Raw genomic sequence first — 20,161 nt, forward strand, 5'->3', positions numbered from 1 at the left:
CGCCCCCGGCGACGCACCGACCCGTCGGATGCCCAGGATGTCCAGAAGGGACGCTCACCGATGACCCAGGTCCAGGCGCCATCCGGTCGTACGGCCATCGCCCCCGCCGTCCCGCCGGACCGACCGATCACCCCGGCCGACCGGCGTCGACGCGGCCGGCTCGGCCCGGTCGTCGTCGGTCAGCTCGTGGTGCTCGAGTGCGCCGCGCTGGCCGTCTGGTTCGCCACCTCCGGTCCGGTCTGGGTGCTCGGCGTCGTCGCCGGGCTGGCCGTGGTGGCGGTCTTCGCCGCCTTCGGCCGTCGGGGCGGCCGCTGGTGGTACGAGGACCTGCTGCTGCGCCGCCGGCTACGCCGCCGCCGGGAGCGGGCCCGGGGAGCGGCGCCGGCCGGCGACCCGAGGCTCGGCGCGCTCGCCCCGGAGCTGACCGTCATCGAGCTGACCGATCGCGGCACCCGGCTCGGCATCGGTCAGGACGAGCGGGGCTGGTTCGCGGCCGTCGCGCTGACCGGCCGCCCCGGCGCGCCCGCCGGCTCCGTCGAGGCGGCGATGGTGGACCGCGCCCTCGCGGTGCTCGCCGACTTCACCGGGCCGGTCACCCAGACCCAGGTCGTGTCACACACCCTGGTCTGGTACCCGGCGCCGGGCGCGCCGCCGGCCGCCCACCGCACGGTCTGGGTGGCGCTGCGGCTCTCGGTCTCCGACGCCCGGGCCGAGACGGTGAGCCGGGGCGGCGGGCTGCGCGGCGTGCACCGCACCGTCGCGGCGGGGGTCGGCCGGCTCGGCAAGGCGCTGAACGCCGCCGGCCTCAGCCACCGCGTCCTGAGCCGCGACGAGCTGCACGCGGCGGTGGTCTCCGGGGCCGGGCTCGACCTGGCACCCGAGTCGCCGGTGGAGAGCTGGACCAGCCTGCGCGGCGGCGGCTGGACGCAGCGCTGCCTGGCGCTGCGGGTACGCCCCAACGGCTCGCTGGGCGCACTGGTGGACGCGGTCACGTCGACCTCGGCGCCGTCGCACACCGTCTCGGCGGTGGTGCTCCCCAACGGGCGTCGGGTGCCGCCGCTGCTGCGGGTGGCGGCGATGGACAGCCACGCCGAGGCGCTGGTGAAGGCCATCCGGGACGTGGCCGGCCGGTCCGGTGTGCCGGCCCGCCCGCTGGACGGGCAGCACGGTCCGGGCGTCTACGCGACCGCGCCGGTGGCGACCGCGATGGGCACGGTCACGGTCGAAGGTTGACGATCCAGCCGTACGCGCCGCACACCCAGACGGTCAGCGGCACCAGGGCGACGATCAGCAGGATCTCGACGATGTCGAGGGTACGTCCCCAGACCGGCGAGATCCGCTTGCCCGCCACGCTGAGGCCGTAGATCAGGCTGATCACCGCCGCCAGCAGCAGGCCGCCGAGGATCATCCCGAGCCGGAGCGGAAGCGTCGCGGTGCCGAAGGTGGCCGCGGCGGCCAGCCCCAGGCCGACGGTGCCGGCGAGCAGCACCGGGGTGCGCTGGGCCCGGCCGATGAACGGGCGGGCCCGCAGCAGCGACAGCAGGGCCAGGACCAGGCAGAGCAGCACCGCCGGCAGCCGGCCGTTGCCGGCGAGCACCACCTGGCCGCCGAGCACCAGCAGCGCGACCGTCCACAGCAGGCCGGTGAGGAACGCGTCGGCCCGCTCGCTGTTGCGCAGCACGCGCGGCCCGTCGACCGACTCGGTGTCGGACTTCAGGTCGTCCGGGCCGGTCGGGATCGACGGCACCGGCAGCCGGGCCAGCCGGTAGGCGAACATCGGCAGCATCGGCAGGGCGGCGAACGCGACAGTGGCGATCACCGCCGCGGCCGCCGCCGCGCCGATCTCGAAGACCAGGCAGAGCACCGCACCGAAGCCGACGGCCGCGCCCACCGTGACCGCGCCGAGGAACAGCGGCAGCCGGTCGCCGACCGCGAGCGCGGCCACCGCGCCGAAGAGCACCACCGCGGTCCCGGCCAGCAGCACGTGCGGGCTGGCCAGTTCGGCCAGCTTGCGATCCCCGGCGAGGACCAGCAGGCCACCGATCGCCGCGTAGCCGAGGCCGCCCATGGCCAGCGCCGCGCCGGTGCGGCTGTCGCCGACCGCGCGGGACAGCACCGCGGCGCTCACCAGCAGGGCGAGCGAGACCACGAGGGCGGCCAGCGCGCCGGGCAACTGCGGCGGACCCGCGAAGAGCGCCGCCGCCGCGCCGCCGGCCAGGGCCACCCCGGCGAAGAGCACGGCGAACGCGCGGGTGGTGCCGACCTGCCAGGTGCCGGGGCGCTGGTTGGTGGCGCTGGCGACCGCGTCCACCACGTCGTCGAAGACGATCTCAGGGGCGGCGCCGGCCCGGGGGTTGAAGTAGAGCACCTCGCCGTCGCGCACGCCGAGCTGGGCCGCGGTACGGCCACCGTCCAGCGGCTGCCCGCCGAGCCGGGACAGGCTCCACCCGCCGTGCCGCACGCCCTCGTCGGCGAGGTCCTCGCCGGCGTACCGCAGCAGGGTGGGAAGCAGGTCGGCCAGTGGAACATCCGACGGCAGCGCCAGGTCCATCCTGGTCCGCGGCGCCACGATGGTGATCCGGCTCAGCCCGCCGGTCGCCGCCTTCGTCGCCACTGTGGCCTCCTTGTGCTCGCCTACGATCCACCTGGCCGATGGTGTCGCCCCCCATGGGTCCGCGACGCCTTCGGGAGATTACCTACGATGGCTGTCGCACAGGTTGCCCACCCGACGCCTCGGGTGCGTGGCAGACCGCAATCAGGGCCGCTTCTGGGGAGGAGATGCCGTGAGCACGGTGGTGTTCCGCCGGCTTCCGCGTCAACCGGGGCCCGCGCTGCCGCGCGGCGAGGTGCTGCTGGAGTCTCCGCCTGAGCTGCCCGAGCAGCAGCAGCGCGGGATGGGCCAGGTGTTGATGATCCTGCCGATGCTGTGCGGGGTCGGCGCCATGGCGTTCCTCTACGCCGGGCGCGGCGGCGGCATGATGACGTACGTCGCCGGTGGCCTTTTCGGTGTGTCGATGCTGGGCATGGCGATCGGCACCCTCGGCAGCGGCAACAACAACAAGGCCGAGTTGAACGCCGAACGGCGTGACTACATGCGCTACCTGGCCCAGATGCGTAAGCGCACCCGCCGGGCCGCCGAGCAGCAGCGCGCCGCGATGACCTGGCGGCACCCGGAGCCGGACGCGCTCTGGTCGATCGCCTCCTCGCGCCGGCTCTGGGAGCGGCGGATCACCGAGGACGACTTCGGCGAGACCCGGATCGCGCTCGGCCCGCAGCGGCTGGCGGTGGAGATCGTGCCGCCGGAGACCAAGCCGGTGGAGGACCTGGAGCCGATGAGCGCCATCGCGCTGCGCCGGTTCGTCCGGGCCCACTCCAGCGTGCCGGACCTGCCCACCGCGCTCTCGCTGCGCGCGTTCAGCCGGATCGTGCTGCGCGGCGACCGGGAGCCGGTGCTCGACCTGGCCCGGGCCGCGCTGGGTCAGCTGGTCACCTTCCACGCCCCGGACGACCTGGTGGTGGCGGTGGTGGCCGCGCCGGACCGGCAGCCGGTGTGGGACTGGGTGAAATGGCTGCCGCACGCCCAGCACCCGGGGCGTACGGACGCGGCGGGCGCCCGCCGGATGGTCTTCGCCAGCCTCGCCGAGGCGGAGGCGGCGCTCGCCAACGAGCTGAACGGCCGCCCCCGGTTCGCCCCGGAGGCGAAGCCGCTCACCACCGCCCCGCACCTGGTGGTGGTGCTCGACGGCGGCGAGGTCACCGCGACCTGCGCGCTCATGGGCCCGGGCCTGCTCGGCGCCACGGTGATCGACCTCTCCGGCACCGTGCCCCGCGACGCCGGTCGCTGGCTGCTCTGCCTCGACGTCGGCGACGGCAGCGGGTTGGACCTGGTCCGGGGCACCACGTCGTCCCGACTCGGCCGGCCGGACCGGCTCACCGCGGCGGCCGCCGAGGGACTGGCCCGGCAGATCGCCCCCTACCGGCTCTCGCAGCAGCAGGGGGCCACCGCCGAGGAGCCGCTGGCCCGCAGCATGGAGCTGCCGGACCTGCTCGGCGTCGGCGACGCGGCCGCCGTGGACGTGCAGCAGACCTGGCGGCCGCGCAGCCACCGGGACCGGCTGCGCATCCCGCTCGGCGTCGGACCGGACGGCAACGTGGTCGAGCTGGACTTCAAGGAGTCGGCCCACGAGGGTATGGGCCCGCACGGCCTGGTCATCGGCGCGACCGGTTCCGGCAAGAGCGAACTGCTGCGTACGGTCGTGGGGGCGCTGGCCGTCACGCACTCGTCCGAGGAGCTCAACTTCGTCCTGGTCGACTTCAAGGGTGGCGCCACCTTCGCCTCGCTGGACGCGTTGCCGCACACCAGCGCGGTGATCACCAACCTCTCCGACGAGTTGCCGCTGGTCGACCGCATGCGCGACGCCCTGGCCGGCGAGATGAACCGCCGCCAGGAGGTGCTCCGGGCGGCCGGCAACTACGTCTCCCGGTACGACTACGAGAAGGCCCGGGCCGCCGGCGAACAGCTCGACCCGATGCCCAGCCTGCTCATCATCTGCGACGAGTTCAGCGAGTTGCTCGCCGCCAAGCCGGACTTCATCGACCTGTTCGTGATGATCGGCCGGCTCGGCCGGTCGCTCGGCGTGCACCTGCTGCTGGCCAGCCAGCGGCTGGAGGAGGGGAAGCTCCGGGGGCTCGACACCCACCTGTCGTACCGGATCGGTCTGCGGACCTTCTCGGCGGTGGAGAGCCGGATCGTGCTCGGCGTGCCGGACGCGTACGAGCTGCCGAACGCGCCCGGCCACGGCTATCTCAAGACCGACACCAGCACCATGCTCCGGTTCCGGGCCGCGTACGTCTCCGGGCCGTACCGGGCGCCGGGGCAGGTGCAGCGGTCCACCCGGGCGCAGGTGCAACGTCGGATCGTCCCGTACGGCATCGACTACGTGCCGGTGCCGGCCCTGCCGAGCCCGGCGGAGACCGCGCCGGAGCCGGAGCAGGCGGCCGACGGCAAGGCCGTGGCCATGCTGGACGTGCTGATCGACCGGCTCAAGGGCGGGGCCGGCCGGCGCACCAGGTCTGGCTGCCGCCGCTGGCCGAGCCGCCGAGCCTGGGCGAGCTGTTGCCGCCGCTGAGCGTGCACCCGACGTTCGGCCTGTGCACCGCCGACTGGCCGGGGCGCGGCCGGCTCACCGTGCCGGTCGGCATCGTCGACCGCCCGTACGAGCAGCGGCGCGATCCGATGATGGTGGACCTGTCCGGCGCGGGCGGCAACGTGGTGATCGTCGGTGCCTCACTGAGCGGCAAGAGCACCATGCTGCGGTCGATGCTCGCCTCGCTGGCGCTCACCCACACCCCGCGCGAGGTGCAGTTCTTCTGCCTCGACTTCGGTGGTGGCGCGCTGCGCAGCCTGGAGGGGCTGCCGCACACCTCCGGGGTGGCCGGCCGGCGGGACACCGAGGCGGTCCGGCGGACCATCGCCGAGGTGGTCGCGATCATCGACGAGCGGGAGCTGCGCTTCACCCAGCACGGCATCGACTCGGTGGCCAGCTACCGCCGGCGGCGGGCGGCCGGTGAGTTCGCCGACGACCCGTTCGGCGACATCTTCCTGGTGGTCGACGGCTGGAACACCCTGCGTCAGGAATACGAGGAGCTGGAGCAGACCATCACCAACCTGGCCAACCGGGGGCTGGGTTTCGGCGTACACGTGGTTGTCACGGCCGTGCGGTGGGCGGAGATCCGGATCAACATGCGGGACCTGCTCGGCACGAAGCTGGAGCTGCGGCTCGGCGACCCAGCCGAGTCGGAGATCGACCGCCGGGCCGCGCAGAACGTGCCGGCGGGCACGCCGGGTCGCGGTCTGACCCACGACAAGCTGCACTTCCTCACCGGGGTCTCGCGGATCGACGGCAAGCGTGACATCGAGGACCTGACCGAGGCGTCGGTCGCCCTGGCCGGGCACGTGGCGGCCAACTGGCCGGGTCGCCCCGCGCCGAAGGTACGGCTGCTGCCGCGCAAGCTGCCCGTCGCCGAGCTGGCGAAGGTCATCGACCGGTCGGCCCCGGGCATCCCGATCGGCGTCAACGAGTCGGCGCTCGCCCCGGTGTATCTGGACCTGGCGAGCGAGCCGCACCTGACCGTCTTCGGCGACGCCGAGTGCGGCAAGACGAACCTGCTGCGGCTGATCGCCCGGGGCATCGCCGAGCGGTACAGCCCGGCCCAGGCCCGGCTGGTCATCGCCGACTATCGGCGCGGTCTGCTGGGTGCCGTGGAGGGCGACCACCTGCTCGACTACGCACCGTCCAATCAGGTGTTCAGCCAGGGGCTGGGCTCGATCCGCACCGCGTTGCAGAACCGGCTGCCCGGACCGGACGTGACCACCGCCCAGCTACGCGACCGGAGCTGGTGGAAGGGTCCGGACCTCTACATCCTGGTCGACGACTACGACCTGGTCGCCTCCGGCGGCAACAACCCGCTCAGCGCGCTGCACGAGCTGCTGCCGCAGGCCCGGGACATCGGTCTGCACCTGATCATCACCCGGCGGGTGGGCGGCGTGGCCCGGGCGCTCTACGAGCCGGTGCTGCAACGCCTGCGTGAGCTGGACTCGCCGGGCCTGCTGATGTCCGGCAGCCGGGAGGAGGGTGCCGTCTTCGGCAACCTGCGGCCGAGCCCACAGCCCGCGGGCCGGGGCACCCTGGTCCGCCGCCGCGACGGCCAGCAGCTGATCCAGACCGCCTGGACGGAGCCGGCCTAGTGGCGCCCGGGCGGTCGATCCGACGGGGCCGGTCTGGCTCGGGCCGAGGGCCGTCCACGTTGTACGGTGGGCACGGAAGCGGTTGCAGGTCCTGGCGTGTCGGCAAGGACGACAGGGATGCAGGGCTGCGCGGGTTGAAGCTCGTCCGCTACCGTTCGAGTTGAAGTGTCCGTCGGTGGGGTGCGTTCGCCTTGCCGCGGGGGAGGGGCGCGGCGGATCCGCCGCCACGAAGATGACGGAAGGGTGTGAAGCATGGCGTTCGAGGTCAGTGCAGCGACTCTGCACACCGCCGCGAGTGACGTGCGGTCCACGCGCAGCGACGTCGACGGCGAGCTCAAGAAGCTGTGGAACGTGGTCGACGACCTGGCGATGGCTTGGAAGGGTCAGGCGTCCACGGGTTTCCAGAACCTGATGACGCGTTGGAACGAGGACACGACCAAGCTGCTGACGGCGATGGACAACATCGCTGACCTGCTCGACAAGTCGGGCACGACGCACCAGGTCAACGACGAAGAGCAGCAGCAGATGCTGGACAAGTTCCACGCTGCTCTCAACCCGTGATCCGCGTAGCCAGGCAGAGGAGGAACCGATGAGCATCAAGGTTGACTACGCTGTCCTCGAGAGCAGCAACCAGCAGATGCAGACCATCTCGCGGACCATCGACGAGAAGCTGGACACGCTGCGTTCGATGCTGACCAAGCTCGAGTGGGAGGGCGAGGACCGCGCCGCCTACCAGCACCACCAGGCTCAGTGGGACGCGGCCGTGCGGGACATCAACCGAGTCCTGAACGACATCGGCCAGGCGGTCGGCATCGCTCGCGAGAACTACATGACCACCGAGATGAGCAACTCCAAGCTCTGGGGTTGATCTGACCGATCCCTCTGCGGCTCCGCCCCGGTTCGGCCGGGACGGGGCCGCAGTGCTTTTCGGAGGATGCCGGCGGCTGGCGTACCGCCGCCGTCCAGGTGCGAGCTGTGGTGGCAGCGCCGGGAGCGGCCCGACGCCCGCCCCGGGGCGGGCTCAGACGTCCACCCCGCCGCCGTCGTCCGGGGCTGGGCTCAGGCGTCCACCTCGGCCGGCCGTCGTCCGGGTCGCCAGCCGCGCCTGCGGCCGAGGGCCAGGATCGGCCGGAGCGCCAGCAGGACGCCGGCCGCCGCCGCTCCGACCACGGCCGCCCAGGCCGCCACGACCCGCTGCCAGGCCAGCGGGTCGGCCGGCGGGACCGGCTCCGGCATCGCGCCGAGCGGTGGGTCGCTGCGCGTGCCCAGCAGGCTGGTCACCGCCCGGTAGGGGTCGACCATCCCGTAACCGACCTCGGCGTTGTGCCCGTCCGGCGGATTGTCGGCGGTCTGGGTCAGCCGGAGGGCGACCTCTTTCGGGGTGATCTTCGGGTGGGCGGCGCGGACCAGGGCGGCGACCCCGGAGACGTACGCCGCGGCGAAGCTGGTGCCGCCCTGCGGCTCGGCGAGGTATCCCGAGCCCTGCGGCGCTGGGCCGATGATGTTCAGTCCGGGCGCGGCGATGTCCACGTAGTCGCCGGTGACCGACGTGCCGACGTGTTCGCCCTTGTCGTCGATCCCGGCGACGGCGATGACCCCCGGGTACGCGGCCGGGTACTCGGACGGCTCCTGCTCGTTCTCCTGCCGGTTGCCGGCGGCGGCCACCACGATCACGCCCTTGTCGAGGGCGCGGTCGACGGCCTTCTTCAGCGCCGGGTCGTCCAGCGTGACCAGGGACAGGTTGATCACGTCGGCCCCGTGGTTGACCGCCCAGTCGATGGCGTGGCCGATCTGTGCCGGGATCGACTTGTCCATGCTGCGCTTGCCGTCGGCGAGGACGCGGATCGGCAGGATCTTCGCCTCCGGCGCGATCCCGCTGTACGGCGTGCCGGTGTCGTCCCGGCCGGCGATGATGCCCGCCACCAGGGTGCCGTGGCCGGCCAGGTCGCACTGCCCCTTGAGTTTCGCCAGGTTGTTGAAGTCGGTGCCGTCGAGCACCCGGCCGCGCAGCAGCGGGTGGTCGGGTGAGACACCCGAGTCGATGACCGCGACCGTGATCCCGGCACCCCGGGTGATCCGCCAGGCCCCGGACGGGTCGAGCCGGTCCAGTGCCCAGGGCCTCTCGGTGGGCGCGGGATTGCCGGTCGGACCGCACTTGGGCGCGGCCAGGGCGGGTGCCGGCGGGGCCAGGAGACCGCCGAGCAGCGCCGTGACCGCAGCTCCACAGAGGACGGATCGGAACCGGTGTCCGGTACGGACGCTCACCGTCGTCCCGTCCGGCCGCAAGCTGTCACGCACGCGCTGAGATTACCGTCGCCACGCCCGCCGCAGGGTGCCGGGAGTGTGCTCCACCGGGCGGCCGGGGCGATGGGTCGGCCACCCGTCACCGGCCCGCTCTCCGGTGGGCGCGGCGGGGCGTGGGCGTCAGGCGCCGGGACCGGTGGCCGGCTCGGCGGTGAAGAGGGCGAGCAGGGCGCCGACCTGCTGGTCGGCCTCCGCCGGGTGCCGGAAGTGGCCGCTCGGGTTGATCGTGTATTCGTTGCGCCGCCCCACCCGGGTGCGGCGCAGGTAACCACCGGCCTCCAGGTCGGCGACGATCGCCTGGGCGGCCCGCTCGGTCACCCCCACCTCGTCGGCCACGTCCCGCAGCCGCGCGGTCGGGTTGCGCGCGATGGCCAGCAGCACGTGCCCGTGGTTGGTGAGGAAGGTCCAGTTACGGCCGCTCCCGTTCTCGCGCGCTGTCGTCGCCATGATGGTCATGGTATGGCCCCGGGCGGGGCGTCCCGGCTCCTGCCCCGGCCCGCTCCCGCTGCCGTCAGGTCAAGCGCTCGGCAACACATGAAACCTGTATCACGTAAATCTTGACGTATCTTGGCTGTGGGTGTGACGGTGGTTCCCGCGGCCGTCTCCGCCGCCGACCGGGTTGACCAGGTCGTTCCACGCGAGGACGAGGTGACTGCCGTGACGCCGACCACTCCCGAACAGGCGCTCGCCGAGCTGTACGCCGGCAACCGTCGCTTCGTCACGGGCGTACCCCGGCATCCGAACCAGGACGCCGGCCACCGGGCCGCGGTCGCCGACGGCCAGCACCCCTTCGCGGTGATTGTCGGCTGCTCCGACTCCCGGCTCGCTGCCGAGATCATCTTCGACCGTGGCCTCGGAGACGTCTTCGTGGTGCGGACCGCCGGCCACACCGTCGGCCCCGAGGTGCTCGGCAGCGTCGAGTACGCGGTCACCGTGCTCGGCGTACCGCTGGTCGTGGTGCTCGGGCACGACTCCTGCGGGGCGGTGCAGGCCGCCCGCGAAGCGGTCGCCACCGGCACCTCCCCGGCCGGGCACCTGGGGGCGGTGGTCGAGGCCGTCGTGCCCAGCCTGCGCCGGGCCGCCCGGCAGGGCATCGAGGACGTGGACGGGATCGTCGACATCCACATCGCGCAGACCGTGGAGGCGCTGCTGGCCCGGTCCGCCGTGCTCGCCGACCTGGTGGCCGTCGGCCGGTGCGGGGTGGTCGGCATGTCGTACCGGCTCAGCGCGGGCGAGGTGCGGACGGTGGCCGAGGTGCCGGCGGGCACGCCGACCACGACGGTGGTCTGACGCGCCCCTCGGCGTACGACGGCTAGAGCAGCGACATGTGGACGTGGTCGGTGTGGTTGGAGGGGCCGCTGTAGGACTTCCAACCGGTCGCCGGGAACCAGATCTGCCGGTTCCAGATCACGTAGTAGATGCCCAGCCGATCGGCGTTGCGGATGAGGAAGGCGGCGAGGTTGTTGCCGTACATCCGGGTGTCGTTGTTGTGCCAGGGCGCGAAGCCGCTGTTCTGCAACGACCAGTCGCAGGCCCGACCCTTCGGATGCTCCCACGGCCCACCAGGCCGGTAGCAGCCGGCGAAGCGGTTGAAGCCGGCCCGCCGGACCTCCTTGTAGGCGTGCAGGGTGCGCGGGGTGATACAGCCCGAGGTGGTGGGGTCGTCCGCGCTGCACGACTCGGGCTTCCAGCCGCCGTCGGCGGTGCGACCGGGACCGATCCGGGCCACCGGCGAGGTGGCCGAGACCAGACCGCCGGTGAAGCCCTTCCCGCCGACCAGCGCCAACGCCTTCTCCGCCGCGACCTTCTCCCGCGCCATCGCGTTCTTCTGCTTCTCCTGCTCGCGCACCTCGGCGTCGAGCGCGAGCTTGGCCTGCTCCGCACGGGTCTTCGCCGCGTTGATCGCCGCCAGCCGCTGCCCGTTGACCAGGTTCAGCTCGTCCAGGGCGGCGGCCCGCTGGACGAACGAGTCGGGCGAGTTGCTCTCCAGCAGCACGGCCACCGCACCGATCCGGCCGGTGCGGTACGACTGCGCGGCGACCTGGCCGACCTGTGGGCGCAGCGCGTCGAGTTCGGCCTGCGCGGCGCGTACCTCGATGGCCAGTTGGAGTTGGCGCTTCTTCGACTTCTCCAGCTTCGCCTTGGCCTGGAGGTAGGCGCGGTTCGTGGCGTCGATGACGTCCGTGATGAGCGGAGGATCGTTGTCCTCCTCGTGCCCCGAGGGGGTGGGGTTGGTCGGCGCGGCCAGCGCCGGGGCCGGCCCGGCGACGATGGCGAACGCGGCGAGTACGGCCACCACGGGTGTCAACCAGTGGCGCAGGGGTGCCGTCACAGTGTTCCCTTCCGTCGACCGCCGACCGGGTTAGCTGCCGGGTTCGGGGCGGAAGTGGCCCCTACCGCTGACGCGGATTCACCCCTCGTACCTGGTTCCCCGGCTCGCCGTCGGGCGATTGGGCGGCGGCACCGCAGGCGCCGCTGCGCGCCTTCGGCGGTGACCGGCAGCGACGTTACCTGAGAGTCCCCGCGGCGATCTACGTCCGGAAGCCGACCAATAGTGCGATTTCGTCGTCGCCCTGCGTGACCGGCGTCGCGTTTGGAACCCGTGATCACGCTGTGGAGTCTCGCCATGCGTCCTCCGTGTTCCCCTGCGGCCCGCGCCGCCCCGCGACCGCCCCGCCGAGCGCCGCCAGGGCGTCGTCCCGCTCCGCCGGTGGCCGGGAGGCGGGCCGCTCCGGCGGTTCGGTCTCCGACCCGGCGCGCCGGCCGGCGGCGGTGACCACCGCGGCCAGCCCGGTGGTCAGCGGTACGGCGGCGATCAGGCCGAGCGTGGCCACGATGCTACGGACGATCTCCTGGGCCAGGAACTCGCTGGTCAGGATCTGACTCAGCGGGCGTGAGTCGGCGACGAGCAGGAGCAGCAGCGGCAGCGAAGCGCCCGCGTACGCCAGCACGATCGTGTTGACCGTGGAGGCGATGTGCGCGCGGCCCACCCGGGTGGCCGCCCGGTAGAGCTGGATCCGGGACAGCCCCGGGTTCGCGTACGCCAGCTCGGTGACCGTGGCGGCCTGGGTGACGGTGACGTCGTCCAGCACACCGAGCGAGCCGATGATGATGCCGGCCAGAAGCAACCCGTGCAGGTCGACGTCGCTCTGGAACATCGACAGGGTGGTGGCGTCCTCGCTGCCGAAGCCGGTCAGGTGGGTGGCCGCGGTGGCCAGGGCGCCGAGGACGCCGGTCAGCACCAGGCTGCCCAGGGTGCCGAGCACCGCCACCGAGGTCTGCGCGGAGATCCCGTGGGTCAGGTAGAGCACCACGAACATGATCAGCGCGGACCCGACGATCGCCACCAGCAGGGGCGGCTGGCCGCCGGCGATCCCGGGCAGCACGAAACCGAGCAGGACGGCGAAGCTCGCCACCAGGCCGCCCAGCGCGGCCAACCCGCGCCAGCGGCCGAACGCGACGATGGCGACGGCGAAGAGCACGGCGAGCCAGGCCAGTGGCGCGCCGCGCTGGTGTTCGGCGATCTGGTAGCTCTTCGTCGCCGGGTCGGCCGGGTCCGCCAACTCGACCAGCACGACCGCGTCGCCCACCTCGACCCGGGGCGCGCCGGGGCCGGCCGGGACGGGTGCCTCGACCTGCCGTCCGGCGTCCGGGCCCTGCTCGGCGGCGACGGTGACCGTACCGCAGGGGCCGGTGGAGCCCCCCGGGTCGCCCTCCGGCGTCTCCGGTGCCGGTGGGCAGGGTTCGGTCACCACCCGGGTCACCGTGCCGTGGTAGCGCGGCACGTCCGCGCTGCCCGCCGGCTCCCGGGTGTCCCGTGGCCAGAGCACGAGCGCGGCGACCACGGTGACCAGGAACAGCGGCACCACCGTCGCGACGAGGATCCGTCGTACGCCGGGCGGGGCGGACGGAGCGGGACGGGTGTGGTCGGCGCCCATGGCGAAACTCCCAACGATTCACAGCCGGAGACGTGTCGCCGGGCTGGTCGGTTCACCGGGCCGGCGGAGGCGCACGGGGGCGGCGGCGCCAGTCATCGCGGGGAATGGTAGCCAGGCCGGCCCGGAGCGACCCGATCGACGGGTTCCCCGCGGCCGGCCCGGCCGCACCGGTTAGCGTGGTCGACGTGCGTACGAAGGCGGCGCCGATGACCGGGCGGATGGCCCGGCTCCTGCTGCTGCTCTGCACGCTGGTCGGGTTGGCCGCCATGCACACCCTCGGCCACGGCGCACATGGTCCCGCCGGTCGGTCCGGCGGGCACGACAGCGGGCACCACCCGGCCGTCGCCGCGCTGGCCGCGGTCGAGACCTGCCCGGGTGACGGCTGCCACGCGGGCGTGCTGCCGCTACGTGACCTCGGCGGCGACCCGTCCGGATGGAGCGTGTGCCTGGCGGTCCTCGGCGCGTTCGCGGTGGCGCTGCTGGTCACCGTGCTGCTACGGGCCGCGTCGCGGCTCGCCGGGCCGGGCCTCGGCCGCCCGCACCGGGCCACCCGTGGGCCGCGCGCCCCGCCGCTCCGGCCGTACGGGCTGCGCCTGGCGGCGGTGTCGGTGCTGCGCAGATAGGACGCCCCGGCGCGGGTGGACCGGACGAAAACCGGTGACCCGCGTCCGCCGTCCGCTGCGTACCTTCCGACACCGAAAGGCCCAACCGTGTTCACTCGTACCCTCGTGCGCCGGACCGCCCTGGCCGGCGCGACCGCCGTCGCGGCTCTCGCACTAGCCGCCTGCGGCGGCACCGATCATTCGACCACCCACCCCGGCACCGGCTCGGCGGGCAGCGGCTCGCCCTCCGCCGGGGCCTCGTTCGGCGACGCCGACGCGATGTTCGCCCAGATGATGATTCCGCACCACCGGCAGGCCGTGGAGATGGCCGCGCTGGCCGAGGGGCGGGCCGCCGACCCCGAGGTGAAGAAGTTGGCCGAGCAGATCAGGGCGGCCCAGGCACCGGAGATCGCCACCATGACCGGCTGGCTCGCCGCCTGGGGCCGGCCGGTCCCGTCGGCGAGCGCCGGCCACGGGATGCCGGAGATGGATCACGGCATGCCGGGGATGATGTCCGCCGCCGACATGGCGAAGCTGACGGCGTCCTCGGGCGCCGACTTCGACCGGCAGTTCCTGGCCATGATGATCGCCCACCACGAGGGCGCGATCAGGATGGCGGAGGACGAGCTGGCCCGGGGAGCCGACCCGGAGGCCCGGGCGCTCGCCCAGCGGATCGTCGACACCCAGCGGGCCGAGATCGACGCGATGCGGAAGCGGCTCGACCGCCGCTGACCCGCCACCGCCGTTCTCGCGCCGTGCCGCGCCGCGCCTCGCAAGATCGTGCAGAACCATGGATCGAGTGGTGTCAGACCTGCTCCGATGCCACTACTTCCTGAATCGAGTACGACCTTGCGAGGCTGCGTCGGGCCGGAGGGATCGGCTCAGCCGCGCTTCATCAGCCGGCCGACGGCGGCCATCATCTCGGTGGCCATCTCGTCGGCGCGGCCCTCGGCGGCGCCCTCGTGCATGCAGTGGCGGGCGTGCCCGTCGAGCAGGCCGAGGCCGACCTTGTCGAGGGCGGCCTGGATGGCGGAGATCTGGGTCAGCACGTCGATGCAGTAGCGGTCGTCCTCGACCATCTTCTCGATGCCGCGGACCTGGCCCTCGATGCGGCGGAGCCGCGCGAGCAGCTGGTCCTTGCTGGCGGTGTAGCCCCGGGTCGGGGTCGTCGGTGCGGTCATGAAATCCAGGATAGCGTACCCCTCGGGGGTATGCTATCTTCTCCATGGCCGATACCCCCACCGGGTAACGGTAACGGGAGAGTGGCAGTCGCCTCGGGTTGAATTACCCCTAGGGGGTATAAGGTCGGAGGCGGTGGGAAGGGAGATTCGCCATGGTCACCACCACGTACCAGGTGCAGGGCATGACCTGCGGGCACTGTGTCAACTCGGTCAGCACCGAGGTGGGCGCGATCCCGGGCGTCAGCGACGTCCAGGTCGACCTGGCCTCCGGCCAGGTCACCGTCACCAGTGAGAGCCCGTTGGACACGGACACCGTCCGCGCCGCCGTGGACGAGGCCGGATACGACCTCGTCGGGGCGTGACGGGTCCGCCAGACCCGAAGAAACCGAGGTAACACCATGAACACGGCGACGAAGCTGAGCGGCTTCACCCTCGGCCTCGCGGCGGTGTTCGGCACGGCGTACGGGGTCGGCCAGCTGACCGGCCCCGTCACCCCGGCCGCCGAGACCCGCCACGACGGCACCGACGCCGGCCACACCGAGGCCGCCCACCCCGGCGACGGTCACGCAGCCGGCGCCACCGACCACCTGCCCGGCGGGCTGCTCGTCTCCGACCGCGGCTACACCCTGCAACCGGTGGCCGCCCCCACCGGCGAGTTCGCCTTCCGGATCACCGGGCCCGACGGTCAGCCGGTCACCCGCTACGACGTGGCGCACGACAAGAGCATGCACCTGATCGTCGCCCGCCGCGACCTCTCCGGCTTCCGGCACGTGCACCCGGAGCTGGCCACCGACGGCACCTGGCGGGTCGCCTCGCCGCTAGCCGGCCCCGGCGTCTGGCGGGCGTTCGCCGACTTCACCCCGACCGGCGGCGAGCCGCTGACGCTCGGGGTCGACGTCACCGTCCCCGGCGAGCTGGCGGAACGCCCGCTGCCCGCGCCCGCGACCAGCACCACCGTCGACGGCTACACCGTCACCCTGAACGGTGCCCCGCAGCCCGGCCGCACCAGCCAGCTCACCCTGACGATCAGCCGGGACGGGACACCGGTCACCGACCTCCAGCCCTACCTCGGCGCGTACGGGCACCTGGTGGCGCTGCGACAGGGCGACCTGGCGTACCTGCACGTGCACCCGGAGGGCGCGCCCGGCGACGGGCGGACCCCGGCCGGGCCGGCGGTCGGTTTCGCCGCCGAGGTGCCCTCGGCCGGGACGTACCGCCTCTTCCTGGACTTCCGGCACGGCGACGCGGTGCACACCGCGGAGTTCACCGTCGTCGCCGGCGACCAGGCCGTTCCGGCGCCGGAGGCGCCGGCCACCACCACCGCACCGACCCCGGACACCGGACACGGCGTCCCCGGTCACGCGCACAATTGACCGGAGGTGCCGCGATGACATCGACCGCCAAAAGCCCCCGCGCGGGCTCTTCCTCCCTGCCGGTCGCGCCGAACCTGATCGAGCTCGCGATCGGCGGCATGACCTGCGCCTCCTGCGCCGCCCGGATCGAGAAGAAACTCAACCGGATGGACGGCGTCGAGGCCACGGTCAACTACGCCACGGAGAAGGCCACCGTCCGGTACGCCGACGACGTCACCCCGGACGAGCTGATCGCCACCGTGGAAAAGACCGGCTACACGGCCGCCGTACCGCCGCCGCCCGCACAGGCCACCGCCGAGGCGACCGCCGAGCCGGTGGACGAGCTGCGCGGGCTGCGTACCCGGCTGTGGGTGTCGGCGGTGCTGGCCGTGCCGGTGATCCTGCTGGCCATGGTGCCGGCCTGGCAGTTCGACTACTGGCAGTGGCTGTCGCTGACCCTGGCCGCCCCGGTGGTCGTCTACGGCGGGCTGCCCTTCCACCGGGCCGCCTGGATCAACCTGCGGCACGGCGCGGCGACCATGGACACCCTGGTGTCGCTCGGCACCATCGCCGCGTTCGGCTGGTCGCTCTGGGCGCTCTTCCTCGGCGACGCCGGGATGCCCGGGATGACCCACCCGTTCAGCTTCGACATCGCCCGCACCGACGGCGGCGGCAACATCTACCTGGAGGCGGCGGCCGGCGTCACCGTCTTCATCCTGGCCGGCCGCTACTTCGAGGCCCGCTCCAAGCGCACCGCGGGGGCCGCGCTGCGGGCCCTGCTCGAACTCGGCGCCAAGGACGTCGCGGTGCTGCGCGGCGACCAGGAGACCCGGATCCCGGTGGACCAGCTCGTCGTCGGGGACCGGTTCGTGGTTCGCCCCGGCGAGAAGGTCGCCACCGACGGCGTGGTCGAGGACGGCACCTCGGCGGTCGACGCCAGCATGCTCACCGGCGAGTCGGTGCCGGTCGAGGTCGGGCCCGGCGACGCCGTGGTCGGCGCGACCGTCAACGCCGGCGGCCGGCTCGTGGTCCGGGCCACCCGGATCGGCGGGGACACCCAGCTCGCCCAGATGGCCAAGCTGGTGGAGCAGGCGCAGACCGGCAAGGCGGCCGTGCAGCGGCTCGCCGACCGGATCTCCGGGGTCTTCGTGCCGATCGTGATCGCGCTGGCCGCCGGCACACTGGGCTGGTGGCTCGGCAGCGGGGCCGGTACGACCGCCGCGTTCACCGCCGCGGTGGCCGTGCTGATCATCGCCTGCCCGTGCGCGCTCGGGCTGGCGACGCCGACCGCGCTGCTGGTCGGCACCGGGCGGGGCGCCCAACTCGGCATCCTGATCAAGGGGCCGGAGGTGCTGGAGTCCACCCGCCAGGTCGACACCGTGGTGCTGGACAAGACCGGCACGGTGACCACCGGGCGGATGACCCTGGTCGACGTGCTCCCCGCCGCCGGTCAGGACGCCGACGAGCTGTTGCGGCTGGCCGGCGCGCTGGAGGCCGCGTCCGAGCACCCGATCGCCCGGGCGGTCGCCGACGGCGCGGCGCAGGCCGGCCCGGTGCCGGCGGTCAGCGGCTTCGCCAATGTCGAAGGGCTCGGCGTGACCGGGTCGGTCGACGGCCGGGACCTGGTGGTCGGGCGGCTCCGGCTGCTGCGGGAGCGGGGCCTCGACGTACCGGAGGAGGTCGTGCGGGCCGCGGCCGACGCGGAGGCCGCCGGCCGGACGGCGATCCTCGCCGGCTGGGACGGCCGGGCCCGGGGCGTGCTCGCGGTGGCCGACGTGGTGAAACCGACCAGCCGGGCCGCCATCGCGGGACTGCGCGAGCTGGGGCTCACCCCGGTGCTGCTCACCGGCGACAACGCCACGGTCGCCCGGGCGGTGGCCGCCGAGGTCGGCATCGAGCAGGTGATCGCCGAGGTGCTGCCGGCCGACAAGGTCGACGCGGTACGCCGGCTCCAGGACGAGGGACGGACGGTCGCCATGATCGGCGACGGGATCAACGACGCCGCCGCACTGGCCCAGGCCGACCTGGGGCTGGCCATGGGCACCGGCACCGACGTGGCGATCGAGGCTTCCGACCTGACCCTGGTCCGGGGCGACCTGATGGCGTCCGTGGACGCCATCCGGCTCTCCCGGCGGACGCTGCGCATCATCAAGAGCAACCTGTTCTGGGCCTTCGCCTACAACGTGGCCGCCCTGCCGCTGGCCGCCGCCGGCCTGCTCAACCCGATGATCGCCGGGGCCGCGATGGCCTTCTCGTCGGTCTTCGTGGTGGCGAACAGCCTCCGGCTGCGGCGCTTCCACTCGGTCGCCTGAGATACCCGCGTCCGCCGCCGGCCCGGTCCGTCCGGAGCCGGTGGCGGCGCGGCCGTTCACCCCGGCGGGTTCACCGCTCGGCGGCCAGCCGCGCGGCGCGTACCTCCAGGTAGCGCTGCTCGGGCCAGCTGGTGGTCGCCCGCGCGGCGGCCAGGTACGCCTCCCGCGCCTCGTCCGGCTCGCCGACCAGTTCCAGCAGGTGGGCGCGGACGGCGGCGAGCCGGTGGTGTCCGGCGGTGCGCTCGTCGGCGGCGAGCGGCGCCAGCAGGGCGAGCCCGGCCCGGGGGCCGTCCACCATGGCCACCGCGCCGGCCTGGTTGAGGGTGACCATCGGGTTCGGCGCGATCCGGGCGAGCACCCGGTAGAGCCCGACGATCTGCGGCCAGTCCGTCTCCGCCGCCGTCGGCGCCTCGGCGTGCACCGCCGCGATCGCCGCCTGCACCTGGTACGGGCCGGGCGGTGACCAGGTCAGCGCCTCCGTCACCAGGGCGATCCCCTCCTCGATCTCGGCCCGGTCCCAGCGAGTGCGGTCCTGCTCGGACAGCGGGATCAGCTCCCCGCCGGGGCCGGTCCGCGCGGCCCGGTGCGCGTCGGTGAGCAGCATCAACGCCAGCAGCCCGGTGACCTCGCCGTCGTCAGGGAGCAGCCGGTGCAGCTCCCGGGCCAGCCGGATCGCCTCCCCGGTCAGCTCCGTTCGGTGCAGCTCACCGCCGCTGGAGGCGGTGTGACCCTCGTTGAAGATCAGATAGAGCACGTGCAGCACGGCGCGCAGCCGCTCGTCGCGATCGGCGGGCGAGGGCATGACGAACCTGGCCCCGGCGGCCTCGATGCGCTGCTTCGCCCGGCGGATCCGCTGGCTCATCGTCGCCTCCGGCACCAGGTACGCCCGGGCGATCTCCGCCGTGCTCAGCCCGCCGACCGCCCGTAACGTGAGCGCCACCTGGCCGGAGCGGGTGAGCCCCGGATGGCAGCAGAGGAACAGCAGCTTCAGCGTGTCGTCCCCGCTCGGCGGCTCCTCGTCGGCGGGCGGTGCGACCGCCGCGTACGCCGGCTCCCGGACCGCCACCGCGACTTCGCGATCCCGGCGGGCCCGCTCGCTGCGCCACTCGTCGGTGAGCCGACGGGTCGCCACGGTGACCAGCCACGAGCGGGGGTGGTTCGGGACTCCCTGCTCCGGCCACTGGGTGGCGGCGGCGAGCAGCGCCTCCTGTACGGCGTCCTCGCAGGCGTAGAACTGGCCGTGCCGGCGGACGAGCACGCCGAGGACCTGCGGCGCGAGGGCGCGCAGCAGGTCCTCGACGCTCGAAGTTGTCACATCTCCGTCCCGGCCTCCGCCATCACCGGCCGGACCTCCAGCACACCGAAGCCCCGCTGCACGTCCGGCCAGCTCGCGGCGATCTCGGCGGCCCGCTCCGGGGTCTCGCAGTCGACCATCAGGTAGCCGGCGAACTGCTCCTTGCTCTCCACGAACGGCCCGTCGGTGATCTCGACGCCACCGGCGCGGGATTGGACCGTACGGGTCTGCGACGGGTGGGCCAGCGCCTCGCCGCCGACCAGTTCCCCGGACTCGGTCAGCTCCTTCATGATCTGGTCGACCCCACCGAAGATCGCGGTCCGCTCCTCCTCGGACAGCTCCTCGACGAAGCCGGGCCGGTTCCAGATCAGCAGCATGTACTTCACGGTCACTCCTCGGGTCCGGGCCACCGGCGGTGACCTCTCGTGGT

Annotated in this window: 17 protein-coding genes, 1 pseudogene and 1 riboswitch; of the genes and pseudogenes, 10 read left to right on the plus strand and 8 right to left on the minus strand. The window is 73.5% G+C overall.

Annotated elements, in window-relative coordinates; all coding sequences use genetic code 11:
• Window positions 1–60: 60 nt before the first annotated feature.
• The gene (locus tag GA0070604_RS02295) at window positions 61–1,233 is read left to right on the plus strand and encodes a type VII secretion protein EccE (RefSeq protein WP_091113385.1); all 1,173 of its coding nucleotides are present in this window, start codon (window positions 61–63) and stop codon (window positions 1,231–1,233) included.
• Here the strand turns inward: GA0070604_RS02295 and eccD are convergent.
• The gene (gene eccD, locus GA0070604_RS02300) at window positions 1,217–2,614 is read right to left on the minus strand and encodes a type VII secretion integral membrane protein EccD (RefSeq protein ID WP_091113388.1); all 1,398 of its coding nucleotides are present in this window, start codon (window positions 2,612–2,614) and stop codon (window positions 1,217–1,219) included. The two genes, GA0070604_RS02295 and eccD, sit on opposite strands and share 17 nt — an antisense overlap.
• A 169-nt stretch (window positions 2,615–2,783) precedes the next feature.
• Here eccD and eccCa point away from each other — a divergent pair.
• The 3 genes and pseudogenes from eccCa (at window position 2,784) to GA0070604_RS02315 (ending at window position 7,616) form a co-directional block, all read left to right on the plus strand.
• A pseudogene (eccCa, locus tag GA0070604_RS02305) lies at window positions 2,784–6,748 on the plus strand (type VII secretion protein EccCa).
• Window positions 6,749–7,000: 252 nt separating this feature from the next.
• A complete protein-coding gene (locus GA0070604_RS02310; protein WP_091113390.1) occupies window positions 7,001–7,309 on the plus strand; it encodes a WXG100 family type VII secretion target in 309 nt (102 codons plus the stop codon).
• Between the two features lie 28 nt (window positions 7,310–7,337).
• Complete coding sequence (locus GA0070604_RS02315; protein ID WP_091113394.1) at window positions 7,338–7,616, plus strand: WXG100 family type VII secretion target; 279 nt, start codon at window positions 7,338–7,340, stop codon at window positions 7,614–7,616.
• Between the two features lie 191 nt (window positions 7,617–7,807).
• Here the strand turns inward: GA0070604_RS02315 and mycP are convergent, their stop codons facing one another.
• Window positions 7,808–9,046 carry a type VII secretion-associated serine protease mycosin gene (mycP, locus tag GA0070604_RS02320; RefSeq protein WP_244161713.1) on the minus strand — a complete coding sequence of 413 codons (1,239 nt, stop codon included), beginning with the start codon at window positions 9,044–9,046 and terminating at the stop codon, window positions 7,808–7,810.
• 126 nt (window positions 9,047–9,172) lie between these two features.
• Window positions 9,173–9,508, minus strand: a complete 336-nt coding sequence (locus tag GA0070604_RS02325) for a helix-turn-helix transcriptional regulator (protein ID WP_091113401.1) — start codon at window positions 9,506–9,508, stop codon at window positions 9,173–9,175.
• A gap of 201 nt (window positions 9,509–9,709) precedes the next feature.
• Here GA0070604_RS02325 and GA0070604_RS02330 point away from each other — a divergent pair, with 201 nt between their 5' ends.
• A complete protein-coding gene (locus tag GA0070604_RS02330) occupies window positions 9,710–10,342 on the plus strand; it encodes a carbonic anhydrase (protein ID WP_091126849.1) in 633 nt (210 codons plus the stop codon).
• Between the two features lie 22 nt (window positions 10,343–10,364).
• On the opposite strand, the gene GA0070604_RS02335 is transcribed toward GA0070604_RS02330, so the two are convergent.
• Both GA0070604_RS02335 and GA0070604_RS02340 read right to left on the minus strand, forming a co-directional pair.
• Window positions 10,365–11,384, minus strand: a complete 1,020-nt coding sequence (locus GA0070604_RS02335) for a coiled-coil domain-containing protein (RefSeq protein ID WP_091113404.1) — start codon at window positions 11,382–11,384, stop codon at window positions 10,365–10,367.
• A 4-nt stretch (window positions 11,385–11,388) separates the two neighbouring features.
• A riboswitch (cyclic di-AMP (ydaO/yuaA leader) is annotated at window positions 11,389–11,519 on the minus strand.
• A gap of 139 nt (window positions 11,520–11,658) precedes the next feature.
• Window positions 11,659–12,990 carry a YibE/F family protein gene (locus GA0070604_RS02340; RefSeq protein WP_091113408.1) on the minus strand — a complete coding sequence of 444 codons (1,332 nt, stop codon included), beginning with the start codon at window positions 12,988–12,990 and terminating at the stop codon, window positions 11,659–11,661.
• A 185-nt stretch (window positions 12,991–13,175) separates the two neighbouring features.
• Here GA0070604_RS02340 and GA0070604_RS02345 point away from each other — a divergent pair, with 185 nt between their 5' ends.
• Both GA0070604_RS02345 and GA0070604_RS02350 read left to right on the plus strand, forming a co-directional pair.
• On the plus strand, window positions 13,176–13,613 hold the full coding sequence (locus GA0070604_RS02345) for a DUF6153 family protein (RefSeq protein WP_141721213.1): 438 nt from the start codon (window positions 13,176–13,178) through the stop codon (window positions 13,611–13,613).
• Between the two features lie 87 nt (window positions 13,614–13,700).
• Entirely contained in the window at window positions 13,701–14,324 is a 624-nt protein-coding gene (locus GA0070604_RS02350) for a DUF305 domain-containing protein (RefSeq protein ID WP_091113415.1), read from the plus strand.
• A 149-nt stretch (window positions 14,325–14,473) separates the two neighbouring features.
• Here GA0070604_RS02350 and GA0070604_RS02355 read toward each other — a convergent pair whose 3' ends face one another.
• A complete protein-coding gene (locus GA0070604_RS02355) occupies window positions 14,474–14,773 on the minus strand; it encodes a metal-sensitive transcriptional regulator (RefSeq protein WP_046568942.1) in 300 nt (99 codons plus the stop codon).
• A gap of 152 nt (window positions 14,774–14,925) precedes the next feature.
• Here GA0070604_RS02355 and GA0070604_RS02360 point away from each other — a divergent pair, with 152 nt between their 5' ends.
• Genes GA0070604_RS02360 through GA0070604_RS02370 form a run of 3 tightly spaced genes read left to right on the plus strand, consistent with a single transcriptional unit; the run spans window position 14,926 to window position 18,437 of the window.
• Window positions 14,926–15,135, plus strand: a complete 210-nt coding sequence (locus GA0070604_RS02360) for a heavy-metal-associated domain-containing protein (protein WP_091113418.1) — start codon at window positions 14,926–14,928, stop codon at window positions 15,133–15,135.
• 36 nt (window positions 15,136–15,171) lie between these two features.
• Window positions 15,172–16,146 carry a hypothetical protein gene (locus tag GA0070604_RS02365; RefSeq protein ID WP_091113421.1) on the plus strand — a complete coding sequence of 325 codons (975 nt, stop codon included), beginning with the start codon at window positions 15,172–15,174 and terminating at the stop codon, window positions 16,144–16,146.
• 14 nt (window positions 16,147–16,160) lie between these two features.
• Window positions 16,161–18,437 carry a heavy metal translocating P-type ATPase gene (locus GA0070604_RS02370; protein ID WP_091113425.1) on the plus strand — a complete coding sequence of 759 codons (2,277 nt, stop codon included), beginning with the start codon at window positions 16,161–16,163 and terminating at the stop codon, window positions 18,435–18,437.
• 70 nt (window positions 18,438–18,507) lie between these two features.
• On the opposite strand, the gene GA0070604_RS02375 is transcribed toward GA0070604_RS02370, so the two are convergent.
• Complete coding sequence (locus tag GA0070604_RS02375) at window positions 18,508–19,752, minus strand: RNA polymerase sigma factor (protein ID WP_091113429.1); 1,245 nt, start codon at window positions 19,750–19,752, stop codon at window positions 18,508–18,510.
• On the minus strand, window positions 19,749–20,108 hold the full coding sequence (locus tag GA0070604_RS02380; protein ID WP_244162145.1) for a YciI family protein: 360 nt from the start codon (window positions 20,106–20,108) through the stop codon (window positions 19,749–19,751). Before GA0070604_RS02380 ends, GA0070604_RS02375 begins: the two co-directional genes overlap by 4 nt.
• Window positions 20,109–20,161: the final 53 nt, after the last annotated feature.

The sequence above is a fragment of the Micromonospora eburnea genome, assembly GCF_900090225.1.
GTDB lineage: Bacteria > Actinomycetota > Actinomycetes > Mycobacteriales > Micromonosporaceae > Micromonospora > Micromonospora eburnea.